Origin of the sequence: Sphaerimonospora sp. CA-214678, assembly GCF_050942215.1 — a bacterium.
In the GTDB taxonomy this organism is placed as follows: Bacteria; Actinomycetota; Actinomycetes; order Streptosporangiales; family Streptosporangiaceae; genus Sphaerimonospora.
This window is the reverse complement of sequence record NZ_CP192056.1, coordinates 2360385-2377841: the sequence shown is the minus strand read 5'-3', so window position 1 is coordinate 2377841 and position 17457 is coordinate 2360385. Positions and strand designations below refer to the sequence as shown.

At 66.3% G+C, this 17457-nt stretch carries 15 protein-coding genes and 4 tRNA genes; 9 read left to right on the top strand and 10 right to left on the bottom strand.

Going from position 1 to position 17457, the window contains the following annotated elements:
- Positions 1-41 precede the first annotated feature (41 nt).
- The 4 genes from ACQP1K_RS10820 to ACQP1K_RS10805 all read left to right on the top strand — a co-directional run bounded on the left by ACQP1K_RS10820 (position 42) and on the right by ACQP1K_RS10805 (position 1237).
- Positions 42-114, top strand: a tRNA-Gly gene (locus ACQP1K_RS10820).
- Between the two features lie 42 nt (positions 115-156).
- Positions 157-227 (top strand) — tRNA-Cys (locus tag ACQP1K_RS10815).
- A gap of 111 nt (positions 228-338) precedes the next feature.
- Positions 339-941, top strand: a complete 603-nt coding sequence (locus ACQP1K_RS10810; protein ID WP_433500747.1) for a hypothetical protein — start codon at positions 339-341, stop codon at positions 939-941.
- Positions 908-1237 (top strand): alpha/beta hydrolase, encoded by a 330-nt coding sequence (locus ACQP1K_RS10805; protein ID WP_433500746.1) that lies wholly within the window; start codon positions 908-910, stop codon positions 1235-1237. Before ACQP1K_RS10810 ends, ACQP1K_RS10805 begins: the two co-directional genes overlap by 34 nt.
- Positions 1238-1353: 116 nt before the next feature.
- Here ACQP1K_RS10805 and pgeF read toward each other — a convergent pair whose 3' ends face one another.
- Positions 1354-2070 carry a peptidoglycan editing factor PgeF gene (gene pgeF, locus ACQP1K_RS10800; protein WP_433500745.1) on the bottom strand — a complete coding sequence of 239 codons (717 nt, stop codon included), beginning with the start codon at positions 2068-2070 and terminating at the stop codon, positions 1354-1356.
- Positions 2067-3245, bottom strand: coding sequence for a glycogen synthase (gene glgA / locus ACQP1K_RS10795; RefSeq protein ID WP_433500744.1), 1179 nt, complete (start codon positions 3243-3245; stop codon positions 2067-2069). Before glgA ends, pgeF begins: the two co-directional genes overlap by 4 nt.
- A gap of 26 nt (positions 3246-3271) precedes the next feature.
- Here glgA and glgC point away from each other — a divergent pair, with 26 nt between their 5' ends.
- On the top strand, positions 3272-4531 hold the full coding sequence (gene glgC, locus ACQP1K_RS10790) for a glucose-1-phosphate adenylyltransferase (RefSeq protein WP_433500743.1): 1260 nt from the start codon (positions 3272-3274) through the stop codon (positions 4529-4531).
- Positions 4532-4666: 135 nt separating this feature from the next.
- Here glgC and ACQP1K_RS10785 read toward each other — a convergent pair whose 3' ends face one another.
- From ACQP1K_RS10785 to ACQP1K_RS10770, 4 genes are all read right to left on the bottom strand, one after another.
- On the bottom strand, positions 4667-5257 hold the full coding sequence (locus tag ACQP1K_RS10785) for an Rv1733c family protein (protein ID WP_433500742.1): 591 nt from the start codon (positions 5255-5257) through the stop codon (positions 4667-4669).
- Between the two features lie 72 nt (positions 5258-5329).
- Positions 5330-6277 carry a Bug family tripartite tricarboxylate transporter substrate binding protein gene (locus tag ACQP1K_RS10780; RefSeq protein ID WP_433500741.1) on the bottom strand — a complete coding sequence of 316 codons (948 nt, stop codon included), beginning with the start codon at positions 6275-6277 and terminating at the stop codon, positions 5330-5332.
- A gap of 89 nt (positions 6278-6366) precedes the next feature.
- Positions 6367-8184, bottom strand: a complete 1818-nt coding sequence (gene glmS, locus ACQP1K_RS10775; RefSeq protein ID WP_433500740.1) for a glutamine--fructose-6-phosphate transaminase (isomerizing) — start codon at positions 8182-8184, stop codon at positions 6367-6369.
- 8 nt (positions 8185-8192) lie between these two features.
- On the bottom strand, positions 8193-8468 hold the full coding sequence (locus tag ACQP1K_RS10770) for a hypothetical protein (RefSeq protein WP_433500739.1): 276 nt from the start codon (positions 8466-8468) through the stop codon (positions 8193-8195).
- A gap of 172 nt (positions 8469-8640) precedes the next feature.
- Between ACQP1K_RS10770 and ACQP1K_RS10765 the strand changes: the two genes are divergently transcribed.
- From ACQP1K_RS10765 to ACQP1K_RS10750, 4 genes are all read left to right on the top strand, one after another.
- A tRNA-Gly gene (locus ACQP1K_RS10765) sits at positions 8641-8713 on the top strand.
- A gap of 10 nt (positions 8714-8723) precedes the next feature.
- Positions 8724-8798 (top strand) — tRNA-Val (locus tag ACQP1K_RS10760).
- Positions 8799-9886: 1088 nt separating this feature from the next.
- The gene (locus ACQP1K_RS10755) at positions 9887-10480 is read left to right on the top strand and encodes a cupin domain-containing protein (RefSeq protein ID WP_433500738.1); all 594 of its coding nucleotides are present in this window, start codon (positions 9887-9889) and stop codon (positions 10478-10480) included.
- A 746-nt stretch (positions 10481-11226) separates the two neighbouring features.
- Positions 11227-13761: a molybdopterin-containing oxidoreductase family protein gene (locus ACQP1K_RS10750; RefSeq protein WP_433500737.1), complete on the top strand. Its 2535-nt coding sequence runs from the start codon at positions 11227-11229 to the stop codon at positions 13759-13761.
- A 157-nt stretch (positions 13762-13918) separates the two neighbouring features.
- On the opposite strand, the gene ACQP1K_RS10745 is transcribed toward ACQP1K_RS10750, so the two are convergent.
- From ACQP1K_RS10745 to ACQP1K_RS10730, 4 genes are all read right to left on the bottom strand, one after another.
- Entirely contained in the window at positions 13919-14488 is a 570-nt protein-coding gene (locus tag ACQP1K_RS10745; RefSeq protein ID WP_433500736.1) for a thioredoxin family protein, read from the bottom strand.
- A 560-nt stretch (positions 14489-15048) separates the two neighbouring features.
- Positions 15049-15213, bottom strand: coding sequence for a hypothetical protein (locus ACQP1K_RS10740; RefSeq protein WP_433500735.1), 165 nt, complete (start codon positions 15211-15213; stop codon positions 15049-15051).
- 505 nt (positions 15214-15718) lie between these two features.
- Positions 15719-16609 carry a permease gene (locus tag ACQP1K_RS10735; protein ID WP_433500734.1) on the bottom strand — a complete coding sequence of 297 codons (891 nt, stop codon included), beginning with the start codon at positions 16607-16609 and terminating at the stop codon, positions 15719-15721.
- Complete coding sequence (locus ACQP1K_RS10730; protein WP_433500733.1) at positions 16590-16988, bottom strand: ArsR/SmtB family transcription factor; 399 nt, start codon at positions 16986-16988, stop codon at positions 16590-16592. Before ACQP1K_RS10730 ends, ACQP1K_RS10735 begins: the two co-directional genes overlap by 20 nt.
- Between the last annotated feature and the right edge of the window lie 469 nt (positions 16989-17457).

Sequence of the window (17457 nt, the reverse complement as noted above, 5' to 3'; positions counted from 1 at the left end):
GCGAAAACCCGATACAGTTGTCATGTCGCCGCGAGGCGGGCGCGGAAGTGGCTCAGTTGGTAGAGCATCACCTTGCCAAGGTGAGGGTCGCGGGTTCGAATCCCGTCTTCCGCTCTGGGAGGTCTTTGCCGGGTTGTTTCCCTCTGGGCCTCGCTCGGTGGAGTGGCCGAGAGGCGAGGCAGCGGCCTGCAAAGCCGCGTACACGGGTTCAAATCCCGTCTCCACCTCTATGAACCGCGGTGTGGCGGGCGCACACTGGTGATATGTCTCCGGTACCTGCAGTCATGCCGATGCTGTCTCGCGGTAAGCACCGCAGTCCCAGTAAGGGCGCATGCTTCATGGAGCTCGCGTCCTACCTCGCCGGTGAACGGTGGAGCGACCGTCCCGCCTGCACCCACCCGTTGCTCGCCGGACTGGCGCGCCTCGTCAACGACCACACCTCCGACTCGGCCCGGCATCGCCTGGCCGCGCTGATCCCGTCCGTGATCGGGGTGACGGGCGACGATCCCCGCCTGGACGTGCGGATCGCGCTGCGCTGCGCCACCACGGCGCTGCCGGTGGTCGCGCACGAGCGACAGCTCGCCATGGCGGTGTCGATCCTGTCGGCCGAGCACGTCCTCATCGGACTCGACGGAAGCCCCGACATGGCGGAACGCGGCCAGGAGGCGCTGGCGCAGGTGCCCGAAGCGGCGCGGTGGGCGGCGGAGTTCGGCCGCGGCGTCCGGGTCTCCCTGAAGGGCTTCCGCAGGTACGCCGCGCCGAGCACGGTGCAGCTCGCGGTGCGCGGGATCGCCCAGGCATGCGTTCCCGACCCGGACGCGCTGCTGCGCGACCTGCTCGCCGGCGCGATCGCCGACTGCCGCGCACTGGTCCCGCCGCACGCGGCCGAGGTCGTCGATCCGGCGCGGTGGGTGGACGCCTGCCGCCTCACCACACGCTGATCCGCCGCGGCCGGCGGCAGCGTGCGACCCTGCGGGTCTCGGCGAGCACCTTCGCCTGGGCCGGCGGGACCGTACGGAAAATTTCATCGTGGCGCGCCGGCGCCACCGCCCTGAACAGCCTCGCCGTGCCGGTGGCCGCCCACATCCGCGGTTCGCGCCTGGTCACGATCGACGCGCAGACGCACGCGCCGTTCCTCTACCACGGCAACGGGTGCCTGAACGACGCGGTCAACGGCTTCCTCGCCGGCGGGACGCTTCCCCCTGCCGACACCGCCTGCCCCGCGTCCGGCGGCTGAGGGCCGCGCCGGTACGGCTCCGCCGGCCCGGCGGGCTCCCACCGCCCGGACCGATGATCTCGATCGCCTCGTCGCCGAGGGCGACCCCGGCGGAGGCGGGCCGGTGGGGTCGCGGCCTACGTACGAGTCCAGACGTAACCGGCGAACCTGCCGGTGTCCCGCTCGCGGCGGTAGGAGTAGAGATCGGGCGTCTCGATCGTGCAGCGGTCGTCGTGCCTGACGTCGGCGACGCCCGCCCGGCGAAGCTGGGCGGCGATCCCGGCGCGGAGGTCGAGGGCGGGGGTGCCCCACCGGGTGTCGGACCAGGTCTCGGGAACCCGGGCGGCGACCCGCTCGCGCAACTCGGCGGGGACCTCGTAACACCGCCCGCACGCGGCGGGGCCGATCGCCGCCACCATGCGTGCGGGCTCGGCGCCCCCGGCGGTCATCGCCGCCACCAGCGCGGGGACCACCCCGGCCTCGGTGCCCGGCCGCCCGGAGTGCGCGCCGCCGACCAGCCCGGCCACCGGGTCGGCGAGCAGCACCGGGGCGCAGTCGGCGACCAGGACCGCCAGGGCGAGACCCGGCCGGTCGGTGAACACGCCGTCGAGCGCCGGCGGCTCGGCCCCGAACGGCTCGGTCACGTAGGCCACGTCGGCGCCGTGGACCTGCCGCATGAACACGACCCGGTCGAGGCCGAGCTCGGCGGCCGTCTTGGCCCGGTTCTCGGCCACCGCGGCCGGATCGTCGCCGACCGCGCCGCCGAGGTTGCGTGAGCCGTACGGCCCGGCGCTCACGCCGCCGTGCCGGTCGGTGAAGGCCATGCCGACCCGGCCGATCGTGATCGTCGTCATCCGCGAATCTCCACGTAGAGGTCGTGCGTGCGCTGGGCGATGCGCCGCCAGGAGAACAGGTCGACCGCCCGGCGGCGGCCCGCCCTGCCCATCTCGGCGGCGCGGTGCGGGTCGGCCAGCAGTGTGCCGACGCGCTCGGCGATGGCCGAGGCGAACGCCTCCGGGTCGTACGGCTCGCCGTCGGCGCCCTGCCGTATGGGCACGAGCAGGCCGGTCGTGCCGTCGTCGACGACCTCGGGGATGCCGCCGGTCGCGGTCGCCACGACGGCGGTCTCGCAGGCCATCGCCTCGAGGTTCACGATGCCCATCGGCTCGTAGACCGACGGGCAGACGAAGACGGTCGCGTGCGTGAGGATCTGGATCACCTCGGGCCTCGGCAGCATCTCCGAGATCCAGACGACCCCGGTGCGTGCCGCCGAGAGCTCGCCGACCAGGCCGGCGACCTCGGCGGCGATCTCGGGGGTGTCCGGCGCGCCGGCACAGAGCACGATCTGCGCGCCGGGGTCGAACGACCTGGCCGCGCGCAGCAGGTGCACCAGCCCCTTCTGCCGGGTGACGCGCCCCACGAAGACGACGTACGGCCGGGCGGGGTCGATGCCGTGCTCGACCAGGGCGTCGACGTCGTGGGCCGGGGCGTACTCGTCGGTGTCGATCCCGTTATGGATCACTCGCACCCGATCAGGCGAAATTTCGGGATATGCGGTGAGCACGTCGCGGCGCATGCCCTCCGACACGGCGATGACGGCGTCGGCCTCACGCAGCGCGGTACGCTCGGCCCACGACGACAGCGTGTATCCCCCGCCGAGCTGCTCGGCCTTCCACGGACGCAGGGGCTCCAGGCTGTGGGTGGTCACGACGTGCGGCGTGCCGTACAGCATCTTGGCGACGTGCCCGGCAAAGTTGGCGTACCAGGTGTGGCTGTGCACCACGTCGGCGCCGGCGCAGCCGGCCGCCATCTCCAGGTCGACGCCGAGCACCTGGAGCGCGGCGTTGGCCTCGCCCAGCCCCTCCGGTACGCGATAGGCGTGGACGCCGGGCTCCGTACGGTCCGCCCCGAAGCAGCGCACCCGGACGTCGGCGAGTTCCCGCAGCTCACGGGCGAGATATTCGACATGGACCCCGGCTCCGCCGTACACCTCGGGCGGATATTCACGACTGAGCAGATCGACCCGCATATTGAGGAGCTTAGGTCCTTGGGTGTTTGTTCGGGGTTCGGCGGGTTAAGGTCCTGCCTATGAAGGTCCTGGCGATCGTGCTCGCTGGTGGTGAAGGAAAGCGGCTGATGCCGCTGACAGCGGACCGGGCCAAGCCCGCCGTCCCCTTCGGGGGGATCTACCGGCTCGTCGACTTCGTGTTGTCGAATTTGGCCAATGCCGAATATTTCCGGATAGTCGTGCTGACTCAGTACAAAAACCACAGTCTGGACCGGCACATCTCCCGGACCTGGCGATTGTCGTCGATGCTGGGCAACTACGTCACCCCGGTCCCCGCCCAGCAGCGGCTCGGCCCGCGCTGGTTCGCCGGCTCGGCCGACGCGATCTTCCAGAACCTCAACCTGATCCATGACGAGCAGCCCGAGCACGTCATCGTCTTCGGCGCCGATCACATCTACCGGATGGATCCGCGGCAGATGGTCGCCCAGCACATCGACTCCGGCGCCGACGTCACGGTCGCGGCCATCCGGCAGCCGCTGAAGCTGGCCGACCAGTTCGGCGTCATCGAGACCGACCCCTCCGGCCGCAGGATCTCCGCGTTCCGGGAGAAGCCGGCGGACGCGGTGGGCCTGCACGACGCGCCGGACCAGATCTACGCCTCGATGGGCAACTACGTCTTCCGGACCCAGTCGCTGATCGCGGCGCTGCGCGAGGACGCGCTCGACCCCGCGAGCAAGCACGACCTCGGCGGGAACATCATTCCGATGTTCGTGAAGACCGGCGGCGCCGAGGTGTACGACTTCGCGGACAACGTGGTGCCGGGCTCCACCGACCGGGACCGCGGCTACTGGCGCGACGTGGGCACGCTCGACGCCTTCTACGAGGCCAACATGGACCTCATCGCGGTGCATCCGGTGTTCAACCTGTACAACAGCAGGTGGCCGATCTACACGGGCCACGACCCGCTGCCGCCGGCCAAGTTCGTGCACAACACCGGCGACCGGGTCGGGCGGGCGCTGGAGTCCCTGGTGTCTCCGGGGGTCATCGTCTCCGGCGGTACGGCGCTGCACTCCATCCTGTCCCCCGGCGTCGTGCTCCACTCGCACTCGCACGTCGAGGAATCGGTGCTGATGGGAAACGTGCAGGTGGGCAGGCACGCGCGGATCCGCAGAGCGATCATCGACAAGAACGTGATCGTCCCCGACGGCGCCAGGATCGGCTACGACCTCGACCACGACCGCGAGCGCTTCACGGTCACCGGAGAGGGCATCGTGGTGATCGGCAAGAACGAGGTCGTCGACCTCTGAACCGAACCCCGAGCCGCCGGCCTATGCGCCCGAGTCGATGGACCGACCGGCTCCCGGCCGGCCCCTGCCTCCTGGAAACCGGGTCGGTCGGCCCCTGGGTCGGCGCTCTGAACGGGCTCAGGTCGTCGTCGCGGCTCAGCGGCCGTTGATGCGCCAGGTCGGCTCGACGACCGTCCACTGCGCCTCCCAGGCCCGCTTGGCACGCCGCTGGACGACGCCCCGGGTCGCGGCGACGACCAGCGCCAGCCCGGTGGCCGCTGCCAGCGGAATGCCGATGCCCGCTGTCAACGCCGACACCACAGTGGTCTCCCGCTGCTGCGGGCGCGGGACCGGAGCGCCGTGTCCGTCGGTCCAGATCCGGACCCTGTCGCCCTGGTGCCTGCTCGTCGAGGCGTCGATCGTTCCCTCCCACTGACGGCCGTCGGGCGCCTGCCATCGGGCCTTCACGTGTCCGACCGCGGCTCCGGCCGGTGACAGCCGGGCCGAGTCCGGCTCGTTCATCAGCGTCGCGGTCACCTGATGGCGGGTGTGCCGCTGCTGGGCCTCCGTTTTCACGCCGTCGTCGTACGCTCTGACGGCGAGCATCACCCCGAGCACGACGGCGACCATGACGCCCAGCACGGCGGCAAGCCGGACCACCGCCTCGACCCGGTCGCACCGGCGGCGAAGCGGATTCCTGTCGAGGCCGAGCCATCTGGCGAACCTGGCGAATGGATTCTGCGTCATCTCACACCTCACAGGGTCATTACCGCTGCGAGTCACGCTTATGCCTATTTTGCCGTCCAAGAGAGTACGTGGTCAGGGCAGGCCCAGCTCTCCCAGCACGTGGCTGGTGCGACGGGTCTCGTTCACCAGCCACCGGCGGAATTCGTCGCCGTCCAGGTACATCGGCACCCATCCGTTGCCGGCGCACATCCGGGACCAGGCCGGTGAGTCGGCGATGGCCCGGCACAGACCGGCCATGGCGTCGCGCCCGCGCTCGCTCGCCGCCTGCGCGCCGACCAGGCCCGACCAGTTGGCGTAGACCAGCCGCACCCCCGACTCCATCAGCGTGGGCGCGTCCAGCCCGGTCATCCGCTCGGGCGACGAGACCGCCAGCGGCCGCAGCCGCCCGGCGCGGATGTGGGGCGCCACATCCCGCTGCGCGCCGACCCCCACGGCCGCCCGCCCGTCGAGCATCGCCGCGACCGCCTGGGCTGCGTCGTCGTACGACGCGTAGTTGAGCAGCCGGGGATCCGCGCCCAGCCCCAGCGCGGTCAGTCCGTACAGCACGTGCTCGGGGCCGCCGGCCGTTCCGCCGGCCGCACGCGGCCCGGCGGGATCGCGCAGCAGCGCGGCGGCGAACTCGTCGAACGTCCTGAACCCCGAGTCCGGCGGCGCGACCAGCACCTCCCACTCCCCCGCCAGCCTGGCCAGCGGCGCCGTCCGCGAGACCAGCGGCGCGGCGTGCCGCATGGCCACGGCGCCGAGCAGGGCGGGGTCGGCGACCATCAGGTCGCCGGACCGCGCGGTCGCGACGAACCTGGCGAGCGCGGCGGCGCCGTCCCCCTGCTCACGCAGGGCCACCCTCCTGGCCCAGCGGCGGCTTTCGATGACGACCCGCAGCGCCCTGGCGAAGCCGTCCCCCCGGCCCCCCGCCCTGCCCGGCACCACGAGGGAGATCTCAGTCTGGACGGGTGGGGCCTGCGTCCCGCATCCCGCCGTGAGCGCGAGCGCTCCCAATACGAGGACCGTACGGCGTCGCACCTCGGCATCCTCCCCCGAAGAAGCCTTGCGTTGCGCTCAGAACCGGACTAACCACGCATTGTGACTATATCGGACATTAGGGGCGAGGCCTACTCCACGGTGACACTCTTCGCGAGATTTCGCGGCTTGTCGACGTCGCGGCCGAGTACCACGGCGGCGTGGTAGGCGAAGAGCTGCAGCGGGATCGTGAGCAGGATCGGGTCCAGCTCGTTCTCGTTCTTCGGCACGACGATGCAGTCGTCGGCGGCCTCCGAGGCGCGGTGCCCGACCATCAGGATCCGTCCGTGCCTGGCCCGGATCTCGCCGAGCGTGGTGAGGTTCTTGTCGAGCAGCTCGTCGTCGGGGACGATCGCGACGGTGGGCAGCTCGGGGCTGATCAGCGCGAGCGGGCCGTGCTTGAGCTCGCTCGCCGGGTACGCCTCGGCGTGGACGTAGGAGATCTCCTTCAGCTTCTGGGCGCCCTCCCTGGCCACCGGGTAGCCGCGCACCCGGCCGACGAACATCATCCCCGGCGCGTCGGCGTACTTGATCGCCAGCTCCCTGATCTGCTCCTCCAGGGTGAGGATCTCCTTGATCTGCTCGGGCAGCCGCCGCAGCCCCTCGCAGACGCGCCTGCCGTCGGCCGGGGACAGGTCCCGCACGCGGCCGAGGTGGAGCGCCAGCAGCGCGAACGCGACGGCGGTCGAGGTGAACGCCTTGGTCGAGGCCACCGACACCTCGGGCCCTGCGTGCAGGTAGATGCCGCCGTCGGTCTCCCTGGCGATGGCGCTGCCGACCGTGTTCACGATGCCGAGCACCCGGCCGCCCTTGCGCTTGAGCTCCTGGACGGCCGCGAGGGTGTCGTACGTCTCCCCCGACTGGCTGATCGCGACGTACAGGGTGTCGGGCTCGACCACCGGGCCTCGGTAGCGGAACTCCGAGGCCGGCTCGGCGTCGGCCGGGATGCGGGCCAGCTCCTCGATGAGCTGCGCGCCGATCTGCCCGGAATAGTACGCCGAGCCGCAGCCGATGATCTTCACTCGGCGGAAGGACCGGGTCTCGCGGGCGTTCATGTTGAGGCCGCCCAGGTGCGCGATGTGGAACCGGTCGTCGATGCGGCCGCGGAGCGTGCGCGCGACGGTGTCGGGCTGCTCGGAGATCTCCTTGAGCAGGTAGTGCTCGTATCCGCCGTTGTCGTAGTGTCCGGCGTCCCAGTCGACGGTGAACGGCTCCTTGGCGGTCTCCCTGGCGTCGCTGGTGAAGGTGTGGAACCCGTCGGCCGTGAGGACCGCGAGCTCGCCGTCCTCCAGGTGCACGACCTGCCGGGTGTAGCGGATCAGCGCGGCGACGTCCGAGGCGGCGAACATCTCCTTCTCGCCGATGCCGAGCACGATCGGGCTGCCGTTGCGTGCGACCACGATCTCACCGGGGCGCTGGGCGTCGACGACGGCGATGCCGTACGTGCCGACCACGTTGGCGAGGGCCCGCCGGACGGCCTCCTCCAGCGACTCGGTCTCCCGGACCATGCGCGCGATCAGGTGCGCGAGCGTCTCGGTGTCGGTCTCGCTCCGGAAGGCGACGCCGTCGGCCTCGAGTCGGCGGCGCAGCTCGTCGGCGTTCTCGACTATGCCGTTGTGCACCACCGCGATGCGCCCCTCATCGTCGAGGTGCGGATGGGCGTTGACGTCGCTGGGCGCGCCGTGCGTCGCCCACCGGGTGTGCCCGATGCCGGTCGCGCCCTTGAAGCGGGCGGGTACGGCCGCCGCCAGGTCGGCCACCCGGCCCTTGACCTTGCGCGTCTTCAGGCTCCTGGCGTTGACGACGGCGAGGCCGGCCGAGTCGTAGCCCCGATACTCCAGGCGCTGGAGTCCTTCGAGCAGGATCGGTGCCGCATCCTTGGGGCCAACGTAAGCGACGATTCCGCACATATCCGCTCCTATCCGTAAACAATCCGGCGGAGCTGACGCAAAGACAGCTCCGGTGCCGCGACGCGCCTTCCCGCGAGCTCGGCCGAGATCCTCGGAAAGATCTGCTCGTTGGTCAGTCCCCTCGCCTTGAGCTCGCCGTGGCGGCGGCGCACGTACTCCTCGGTGGGCTCGCCGAAGTACGTCAGGACGTCGGCCACCACCCGCGCGGCCTCCCCCGGGCCGAGCGGCGTCGTCCGGGTGAGGTGACTGATCAGATCCTCGAAGGGATGCCGTGCCGTGGACACAGAGCAGGACCCTAACGCAGCGAGGATGCCGACTATCAAGTTTTCTGCCCGAATCCGGGCAGGATCAGTCCGCATGAGGAAGGTCCGCATTTCCGGGTGGGCGGACGGCACCGGGACGGCTCAGGATCCGCTACAGTGGGACTCGCGTCGCCGGGGAGATCCCGGAGATCGCGCGGAAGTGGCTCAGTTGGTAGAGCATCACCTTGCCAAGGTGAGGGTCGCGGGTTCGAATCCCGTCTTCCGCTCGCAGCACTCGGGCGATTAGCTCAGCGGGAGAGCGCTTCCCTGACACGGAAGAGGTCACTGGTTCAATCCCAGTATCGCCCACCACGAAGTCCCAGCTCAGAGGCCTGGTCCCAACCTCTTGATCGTTTGACCTTCGCGCTCACCGTCCCAGCGGGCACCAACGAGTTCGAGCCGAACTCGGTCCGGCCGGCACCCGGACTGTGCCCTCGGCGCGATCAACACGCACCTCCTTCACCCGCGGAACCACCTCTCCGTACGGCTCCTGGCCCAGTTCGGTCATCCGGTACGTGCCGTCAACGAGATGGTTGAGACAGGCACCCTGGACATACGGCGTGAGCAACAGACGGGCCTCTTCCGAAGAGGATCTGCCAGCCGCAGAAAGAACCTTCCAGTACTCGACATATGTCTTCAGGACGAAGCCTCGCGGCCTATCTGGTGACGGCGGGAAAACAAGCGAAGTTGGAGTTCCTGAAGCGGGGTGAGGCGGCATGACGGAGCCCTCCTCTACCTGGCAGGCCACGATGACAAGGACCATCGCCAGACAAGCAGCGGCCTCCCCATAGTCGTGTGCCGGGGCACGCGTCGCCAGAATCGGGGCCGTACGGGCCGGGTTGGGCGATGGAGGACGCACACCGTGCCGACAGCACGCCAGCGCCACTACAGAGCAAACACCTCGCGCTACCCACTGTCACAACAGCGTTTGCGGTTGTCAATAATAGATGCTGTTAGATGACCATAATTACAATGCCATGACATTCTCATTGACAGTGAGTAGATTTCTGCTCAATCCCTCTGGACTCGACCCAAGACAGACGTTAACATGCGAGAAGGACAAAGCTAAGATCGACAGTAAATAGGGCAGAGATTCCCGCATGACTGATCTTCGCACCGATTAGACAGAACCGGTGAGCCCTTCGGGCCATAGAGCCTCACCGAGGTCCCGAGAATCCTCCTCGACGGACCGAACGGCAAACAAACTCTCGAATACGTCGACCCATCCCGGCCAGAAAAATGCTACGCACTCTGGACCAACAGCGAATGGGACACAACCGGCGGATTCGAAACCGAAATCGACGCACTCATCACCTGCGCCTCGCCCAATACACCCGGATCGCGCCCCCGCAGACAATCCAGAAATCGGCAACCGCTCCCACAACACGAAGGAGAAACAAATGACCGCCGCACCCGCCCTCGAAGCGACCTACGGCCAGAAGATCAGGGCCCGCAGAGAACACATCAAGATGGACCGCCACGCCTTCGCCCGCGCCCTGGGAATGACGGTCGACGACATCACCGCCCTGGAAGACGACAAGAAGGACCTCACCCTCGGCACCCTGACCTCCATCGCCGGCCTGCTCGGAACCTCCATCGCCGAACTCACCCCCGAGTTCATCAGCGACCTCGACGAAGGCGTCCGCTACCAGCTGCCCGGCGACAACCCCGTCATCGAAGGCATGCGAGCCGACACCAACTACTACACCTACAACTGCCTCGTACGCACCCGCACCGTGCCCAAACTCGTCCCCCTCCTGCTCGAGGTCAACGTCGACGACCCCGACAAGGCCGCCTTCAACGCCGGCCACGACGCCCACGAAGTCATCTACTGCATGGAAGGCGACATCCACCTCAAGTGGGGCGACCCCGACAACCCCAAGGAAGTCACCCTCCCCCAGGGAAGCAGCTTCTACATCGCCCCCAACGTCCCCCACACCCTGACCACCACCAAGGGCTCCGGACCGGGCAAAGTCATCTCCATCAACTTCTGACCACCACACCTCCAGTGCCCTGGACCCCCACCAGGGCACTGGAGTCCTCGTGTCGATATTCATGCAATCCTTGCAGGCGCGCACTTTCCAGATGTCGTGGAGGGGCGGGCCTACATGGTGTTCGTTGGCGGTCAGGTGGAGACTTCAGCCGGCCCTGGTGCACCCCTGCGCTTCCGCCTACGCCCCGGTGCCCACGTCTGGCTTTCACAGACGGCTGATCCAGCAGATATCAAAGATCCCGGGTAGTCCCGTCTCGTTGATCACGAGCATGCGCTTCGGTTCATGTGTCCGAGATCCGCCACCGACATACCTGCACCGCCCTGATCACGGGAGTCGGTAGCGGCGACCTTACCCGGGACGTCCCTGCCGCCGCGCTTCTCCAGACGGAAGCGAGGCCGTCCCCATCCGTCCAATATGCAAGATCATGGGAATGAGGGCCTGTCGCGCGTGGCAGGCGCTAGCGGGCAGCCGGCCCCTCCCCGTGCGGTACGACATCAGCGGTGCGAGGTGCTGATGAACGATCCGGAGACGAAAGAGCCCGTGATCTTCCTGAACCGGGCGACGAAGTCTTTCTCTGCTGAAATCCGTCCAAGACGGAGGCGTTGGCATTTACTTGTCGCAAACCTTCTCATATCAGAGGTGATCACTCTGGTTGTCCTGGCGTTCACGCATAATCTCCTGCTGGATTCTCAGGTGATGTCAAGGCATGGATGACACACCTGATCGTCCTAATTAGAAGGAGCATTATGACATACCACCCCGTCTCTCCGCACGACGACAATGGCCCGTCACGTCGAACTGTTCTGCAAGGCGCCTTGCTGAGCGGCACCGCAGCAACGTTCTCTCTACCTACTCTGCTTCCTCTCGCCGCGCAGGCATCCTTCAGCGATGAGTTGGGACAGGAACCCGGGTCGGAGATGCCCGACTTCAGTCAAGGGTCGGCCGCCCTGCATCCCGATACCGTATTGACCAGCGCATGTCAGTTCTGCAACTGCAACTGCAGACTGCGCGTGGGTATGAAGGCGGGCCGGGTGATCGAGGTGCGGGGTGAACCGGCCGATCCGGTGCAGGCGGGGAACCTGTGCATCAAGGGTCCGATGATGACCGAACTGGTCTACAACCGGCTCCGCTTGACCTCACCTCTCAAGCGTGTAAGCGGCACGAAAGGTGACCCCGATTCGCGATTCGAACCGGTCTCCTGGAACGAAGCCCTCGACATCGTCGCCACCCGCCTGCTCGCGTTACGCGATCAAGGTGAGGCACGTGCGATCGCCAACCGCACCACGGGCCGTCAGCCGCGCGGCACCGGCGCTCTGGTCCACCGCCTGTTTCGCCTACTGGGCAGTCCCAATGACACCGACGTCGGACCGGTCTGCAACGACTCGGGGGGCAACGCGCTGGCCGAAACTTTCGGCTTGGGCTACTTCACAAACGGATACGGGATCGACCCCGCTACCGGAAAGCCGGATCTGGAATCCGCTCGCTACCTGCTCCTGCTGGGGACCAACCAAGCCGAGACCCATCCGGTCACCTTCGCCGACCTGCTACGCGCCCGCCGGCGCACGCGTGCACGCCTGGTGGTCGTCGATCCGCGGCGCACCCCCACCAGCGTGATCGCCGATGAATGGATCGCACCCAAACCACACACCGATTTCGCGCTGGTCCTCGGTATGCTCCACGAGGTCATTCTCAAAGAGCTGTACGACAAGCGGTTCGTCGATCGCTGGGTCCTGGGCTTCACCGAGCTGCGCGACCATCTTGCCGCAATGGAGTACACCCCCGAGTGGGCGGCGAAGATCACCGATGTACCGGCTGCCACGATCCGGCGATTGGCCGTCGAATACGCCAAGGCGAAACCCGCAGCGATCTTCTGTAACGCCGGGATCTCTCACCAGCTCAACGCCTTCGACACCTACCGAGCGATCGCCATGCTCGCTGCGGTGACGGGCAACATCGGAACTCCGGGCGGCGGATGCAACTTCATGCACAACACATGGCCCGGGCATCTTGAGTTGCCGGCTCTGACCGTCAAAGTGCCTGATCCCGGCCCTGCCATACCCGTCGGGCCGGACGCCTTCGCCGATGCCATTCTCACAGGCAGGCCCTACCGGCTGCGCGCGGTGATCACCGAAGGTAACCCACTGATCAGCTCAGCCAATTCGAGTAAAGTTCGCCGCGCCTATGCGGCGCTGGACTTCTACGTCTACACCGGCCTGTTCATGGAGGAGGCCGCATACTACGCCGACATCATCCTGCCGGTCTGCAGCGGACTCGAGTTCGAAGGCGTGTACATGAGGCGGGACGACCGCGCCATCCGCTGGCAGGAGGCGGTCGTACCCCGGGTCGGCCGATCCCGGCCTGATACCGAGATCTGGATCGGCCTAGCGCACGCGATGGCCCGACATGATCGGCACCATCCCGCCGGCTACTGGACCGACGCTTTCCCAGAGGAATGGACCGATTACAAGAACCTTTGGGATGCCTTTATCACCCACACTCCCGCAACCGCCGGTATGACGCGCGAACGCATGCGAGCCCGCGCGGAACCTCTGCGCTGGCCCTGCCCGACTCTCGATCATCCAGGCGTCAGCACTCTCTACCTCGACCACCCGTCCTGGTACGAGGCTGCAGAGGCACTCGCCCCCACGAACAAGGGGAAGCGGTTTCTGACTCCCAGCGGCAAAATTGAGATCTTCACCTCAGATCTCGACCAGAAGCTGGCGCCCACTGGTCATCGCGCCCTTCCGATTTTCTATACCCACCCCGAGGTCACCGGTGCCCACCCGACCCTCTCTTACGGTAGGGAGTTCGTCCCCAACCCCATCTACCCGCACGCCCTGACCCACCCGGTTCGACTCGGCGTCCCCGGCGATGAGGCCGTACACAAGAAGTTTCCGCTGATGGGTATGACCGGGCGCCCAAGTGTCGCGCACTTCGCCAGCCTCACCCACTGGGCTCACACGGCGCAACAGCTCAACGGCCTCCGTTTCGTGCAGATCCATCCGGAAACTGCCCGCCGCAACGGCATAGCCAATGGCGACACCGTGGTAGTAGAAAGCCCTCGCGGATCGGTGGGTGCCACCGCATTGATCGACTCGGGTATCCGCCCCGATACCGTCTTCCTGCCGAATACCTTCGGTCCCGCCCAGGAGGTCGGCGACCTTTTCGGCAACCCTCGCTACGAAGTGGCCAACGCCCTGACCGACGACACTCTCTACGACAATCTTTCCGGTCAGCAGTCCTACAAGTGCTTCGCCTGCCGGGTCCGCAAGGCGGATTGAATATCCCGTGATATGACCCGCACCCACAGCGCATGCTCCAAAGGCAATGCCGCCTGTGGTCCTCCCCGTGTCTTCTGCTGCGGTCTGCCCTGATCCCAGGTGCGTGGACGTCGCCAGATCTCGGGCGACGTCCACGCCCGTCCCTCAGACACCTTGATCAGACAGGTTCGTTACCGGGCCGCCACTTGATATTGCAGCCGCCACTGGGCGTATGCGGCTCTGGTACGGGCTGTCCAGCCAGCACGTTCTTCACGGCCGCACGCAGGTCGCGTCCGTCCACAACCTTGCCATTGCCCGGCCGCGCGGCGTCGAGCTGGCCACGGTAGGCGAGCTTGTGCTCGGCGTCGTAGAGGAAGAAGTCTGGAGTACACGCGGCTCGGAAGGCCTTCGCGACCTCCTGGGACTCATCAACCAGGTACGGGAACATGAACCCTGCCCGGCGTGCCTGCTCGGTCAACTGTTGGGGTGTGTCCTCTGGGTAGGCGTCTGTGTCGCTCGAGCAGATTCCGAGCGTGGCCATTCCCTGCTCACGGTACCGTGCGGCGAGATTCGCGATTTCGTACTCCACGTGGAGCACATACGGGCAACGGTTGGACAGGAAAACCACGAGTAGTGCCCGAGCGTCGCTGAATTCACCGATCGCCACTTTTCGGCCGTTGATGTCGGGCAAGGAGAAGTCCGGGGCGGGAGTTCCCAGAGGAACCATGAAAGAGTTGGTGAATACCATACGACCATTCTGCCGGATTAACATATCATTGGTCAATACCGTGCTGCCAGCGGGAGGTTGGGGATGCACCACTGAGTATGTGAAAGGGTGCATTACCTCGCACCACCCCGTCGACGGCTTTCAGAAGCTACGGTCAGAGCCAGTGGATTTCCGTGATTCTTTTCGGGGTTGATCGGCGCGATTCGGACTCCCCTCCTCCGGCCGAACTGCGGCGGAGGCCCATCCGCAAGTCATCCAAGTGGCTCTGCGCGGCGCTGAAGCTTTTCCGGGGGTTGGACGCATCAGCCGGCCGGCGATGGAGCCGGAGGCGTACTCGGCACTGGGGGCTGCACTTCGGAAACCACTGGAATATACAGGAATCGACTATCCGAAAATTCGGGAAATAATCTCTATTGAAGGGTCGGCCATACTTGGATCGATCGGCGGTGATGTCACGAGGCAGAGCGGCTACTGCAACTGGAACACGCCGTACGGGCACAGTGCTTTGAGCAGTATCGGGCCGACGATTAGAGAACGCCAAGGGCCACACCAGCACATGGGGTACGGCCCTGGCGGCGCTCTCAGTGGTTGCTTCGGGAGGTCTCGGCCGCGGCAGCCTCCGCCCCCTGCGTCTCCAGACTCGGTGTGGTCTCCTCTTCGGGGGTCACATTGACGGAGCCGCAGCAGCTGTCCAACTCCGACTTCTTCTCGCCTCCGAAGATTTTGTTCAGGAAGCTTCCAGCCATGTCCTCTTCTCCAATCTGCGGAACCAGAGTTTCTCCGCCGGTAGACGTTCCCGCTATCCGGTGGCCATCGGCAGCGACTCAGCGCAGCAGCCGAAGCGCCTGCCGCCCTCGCCGAGGGGACCGTAGCGGCTGAGCTCGCCCAACATCCGGCCCTTGATTACATTTCATTGTTATCACCAGGATTAATAGGTGTCAACTGGAAATACCGTGCTGTCGGCTGCGGTAACGGTATCGATTGAGATCGTGGCCACCGAAGTTCGGATATGACATATTTCGAGCGATCGGCCCGCCTATGCGGTCATCAGGCCTCGCGGGGTCGTCACTCCTTCAGAGGAATGTGGCCGCTCGGAAGGTGCCCCCCGTAGCGAGCGATGTCACCCCGGGCTGTGCCATCGGCGGGCCCGGGACGACGCGGATCGACTTGAGCTGATGGACTCACCCACCGGACACCCCGGCCCAACGGTGCTGAAGAACCGTAAGGAACGCGGGGCACACCGGAGAATCATCAAGCGAAGAGCGGAATGATTACCCCGCCGGCGACAGCCACCAGCAGGACAGAAGCGACGAAGGTCGCCACCAACCGGGGCTTGAAGATCGCCGAGAGCATGGTCACTTCCGGAATGCTTGCTCCAGCGCCACCGATGACCAATGCGAACACCGGCCCGAGACCCATGCCCGCCGAACTCAGGGCGAGACCGATCGGGAGTATGGACTCGGTGCGAACATAGAGAGGGATCCCGATCAGGGCGGCGATGGGAACAGCGAGCAGATTGCCGGGGCCGGCAACGGAGACCAGGAAGGACTGCGGAACGACACCGTATATGAACGCTCCGACGCTGACACCCACTACCATCGGGATGATCAGCGGCTTGAAGAACGACTTGGCCTGGTGCCAGGCGGGGCCGGCCTCCGTGCGCAGACCCTGCCACGGTGAGGTGTCGTGCCCCTCGGCGCTTACCTTAACTCGCCGAACAAACCGCTCCATTCCCATCTTTCCCCATATCAGGGAGATGATGATGGTCACGACGAACGTGACGATGCTGTAGCCGATCATGATCTTCCAGCCGAAGAGGATCCAGACGACGCCGAAGACGATCGGGTCCAGCAGCGGGGATGCGATGAGGAATGCTGCGGCACCCGTGAAGGGGACCCCGACTTTGAGCATCCCCATCAGCATGGGGAGCGTGGAGCACGAGCAGAAGGGGGTCACGGCTCCTAAGACGATCCCCTTGAGCGGTGCCGTGAACGTTCCGCCGCCCATCCAGCGCTGTAACCGCTCCTCGCCCAGCCGTCGCTGTAATAGCGCGACCAGGAAGGCGACCGCCAGGAATAGGACGGTGAGCTCGATGGCTATCGTCCCAAAGGTCTTGATCGTTTCAATCCACTTGTCGGACATCGTTGCCGTCCTCCATGTCTCTGCTCAGGCAGCTCGCCCGAGCTCCTTCGGGTGTCAGGGCTGCCAGAGATGCGAGCCAGCGGACCGGTGTTCCGAATTCCTCACAGCAAATGGCATAGACGTTGGAGCGCCCGCGAGGTATGACCTTCACGAGGGCTTGTTCGCGGAGTGGTCGCAGATGGTGGCTGATGAGCGTCTGGCTCAGGCCCGTCGCCTCCTGAAGCTCCTTTACCGTGCGTGGGCGTTCGGCGAGCAGCAGGGCCAAGACCGCTCGGTTTTCATCGGCCAATGCCCTGAGCTTGGGCACCAACCGATGGGCCCGTTCTCGATCGGAGAGTTCTTCGCCTTCAAGGAGGCGGATGTCCGGCTCTCTTGCCATGAGTTCATAAATATCAACAGCATTTGCTCATGTCAACAGTCTTCGTTGATTATTCATGTCCAGGTATCCCCCAATCGACCGCGGCCTGATCGACACGTTCCACGGGGAGCTGGAAGGGCAGGAGGCATGCACTCCCTCGACCACTCCTGGCCAAGACGCGTTGACGTCTCTGGCGAGGAGAGAGGAATGCACGGCAGGTCCGGCGAATCCCCTGGCCGGCGATTCATGAACGGTTCCAGATCCGCTGGATGGACCGTGGACCGTTCACGTGGATGGTCGACCAGGCCGTATACCGCCCTGCCGTGCTGACAGCTGGTGATTGATCATTGCCGTCATCGTCTTGGCGCTGCGGCCTACACCGATCGGAGTGGCCGAGGCGGGGCCGGACTTGTCGGTTTCGACGGCCAGATACTCTCCAACGTCTCGAACGGCCCGCACCGTGACCGGCCGGAAAATCGGTAACTGGTAG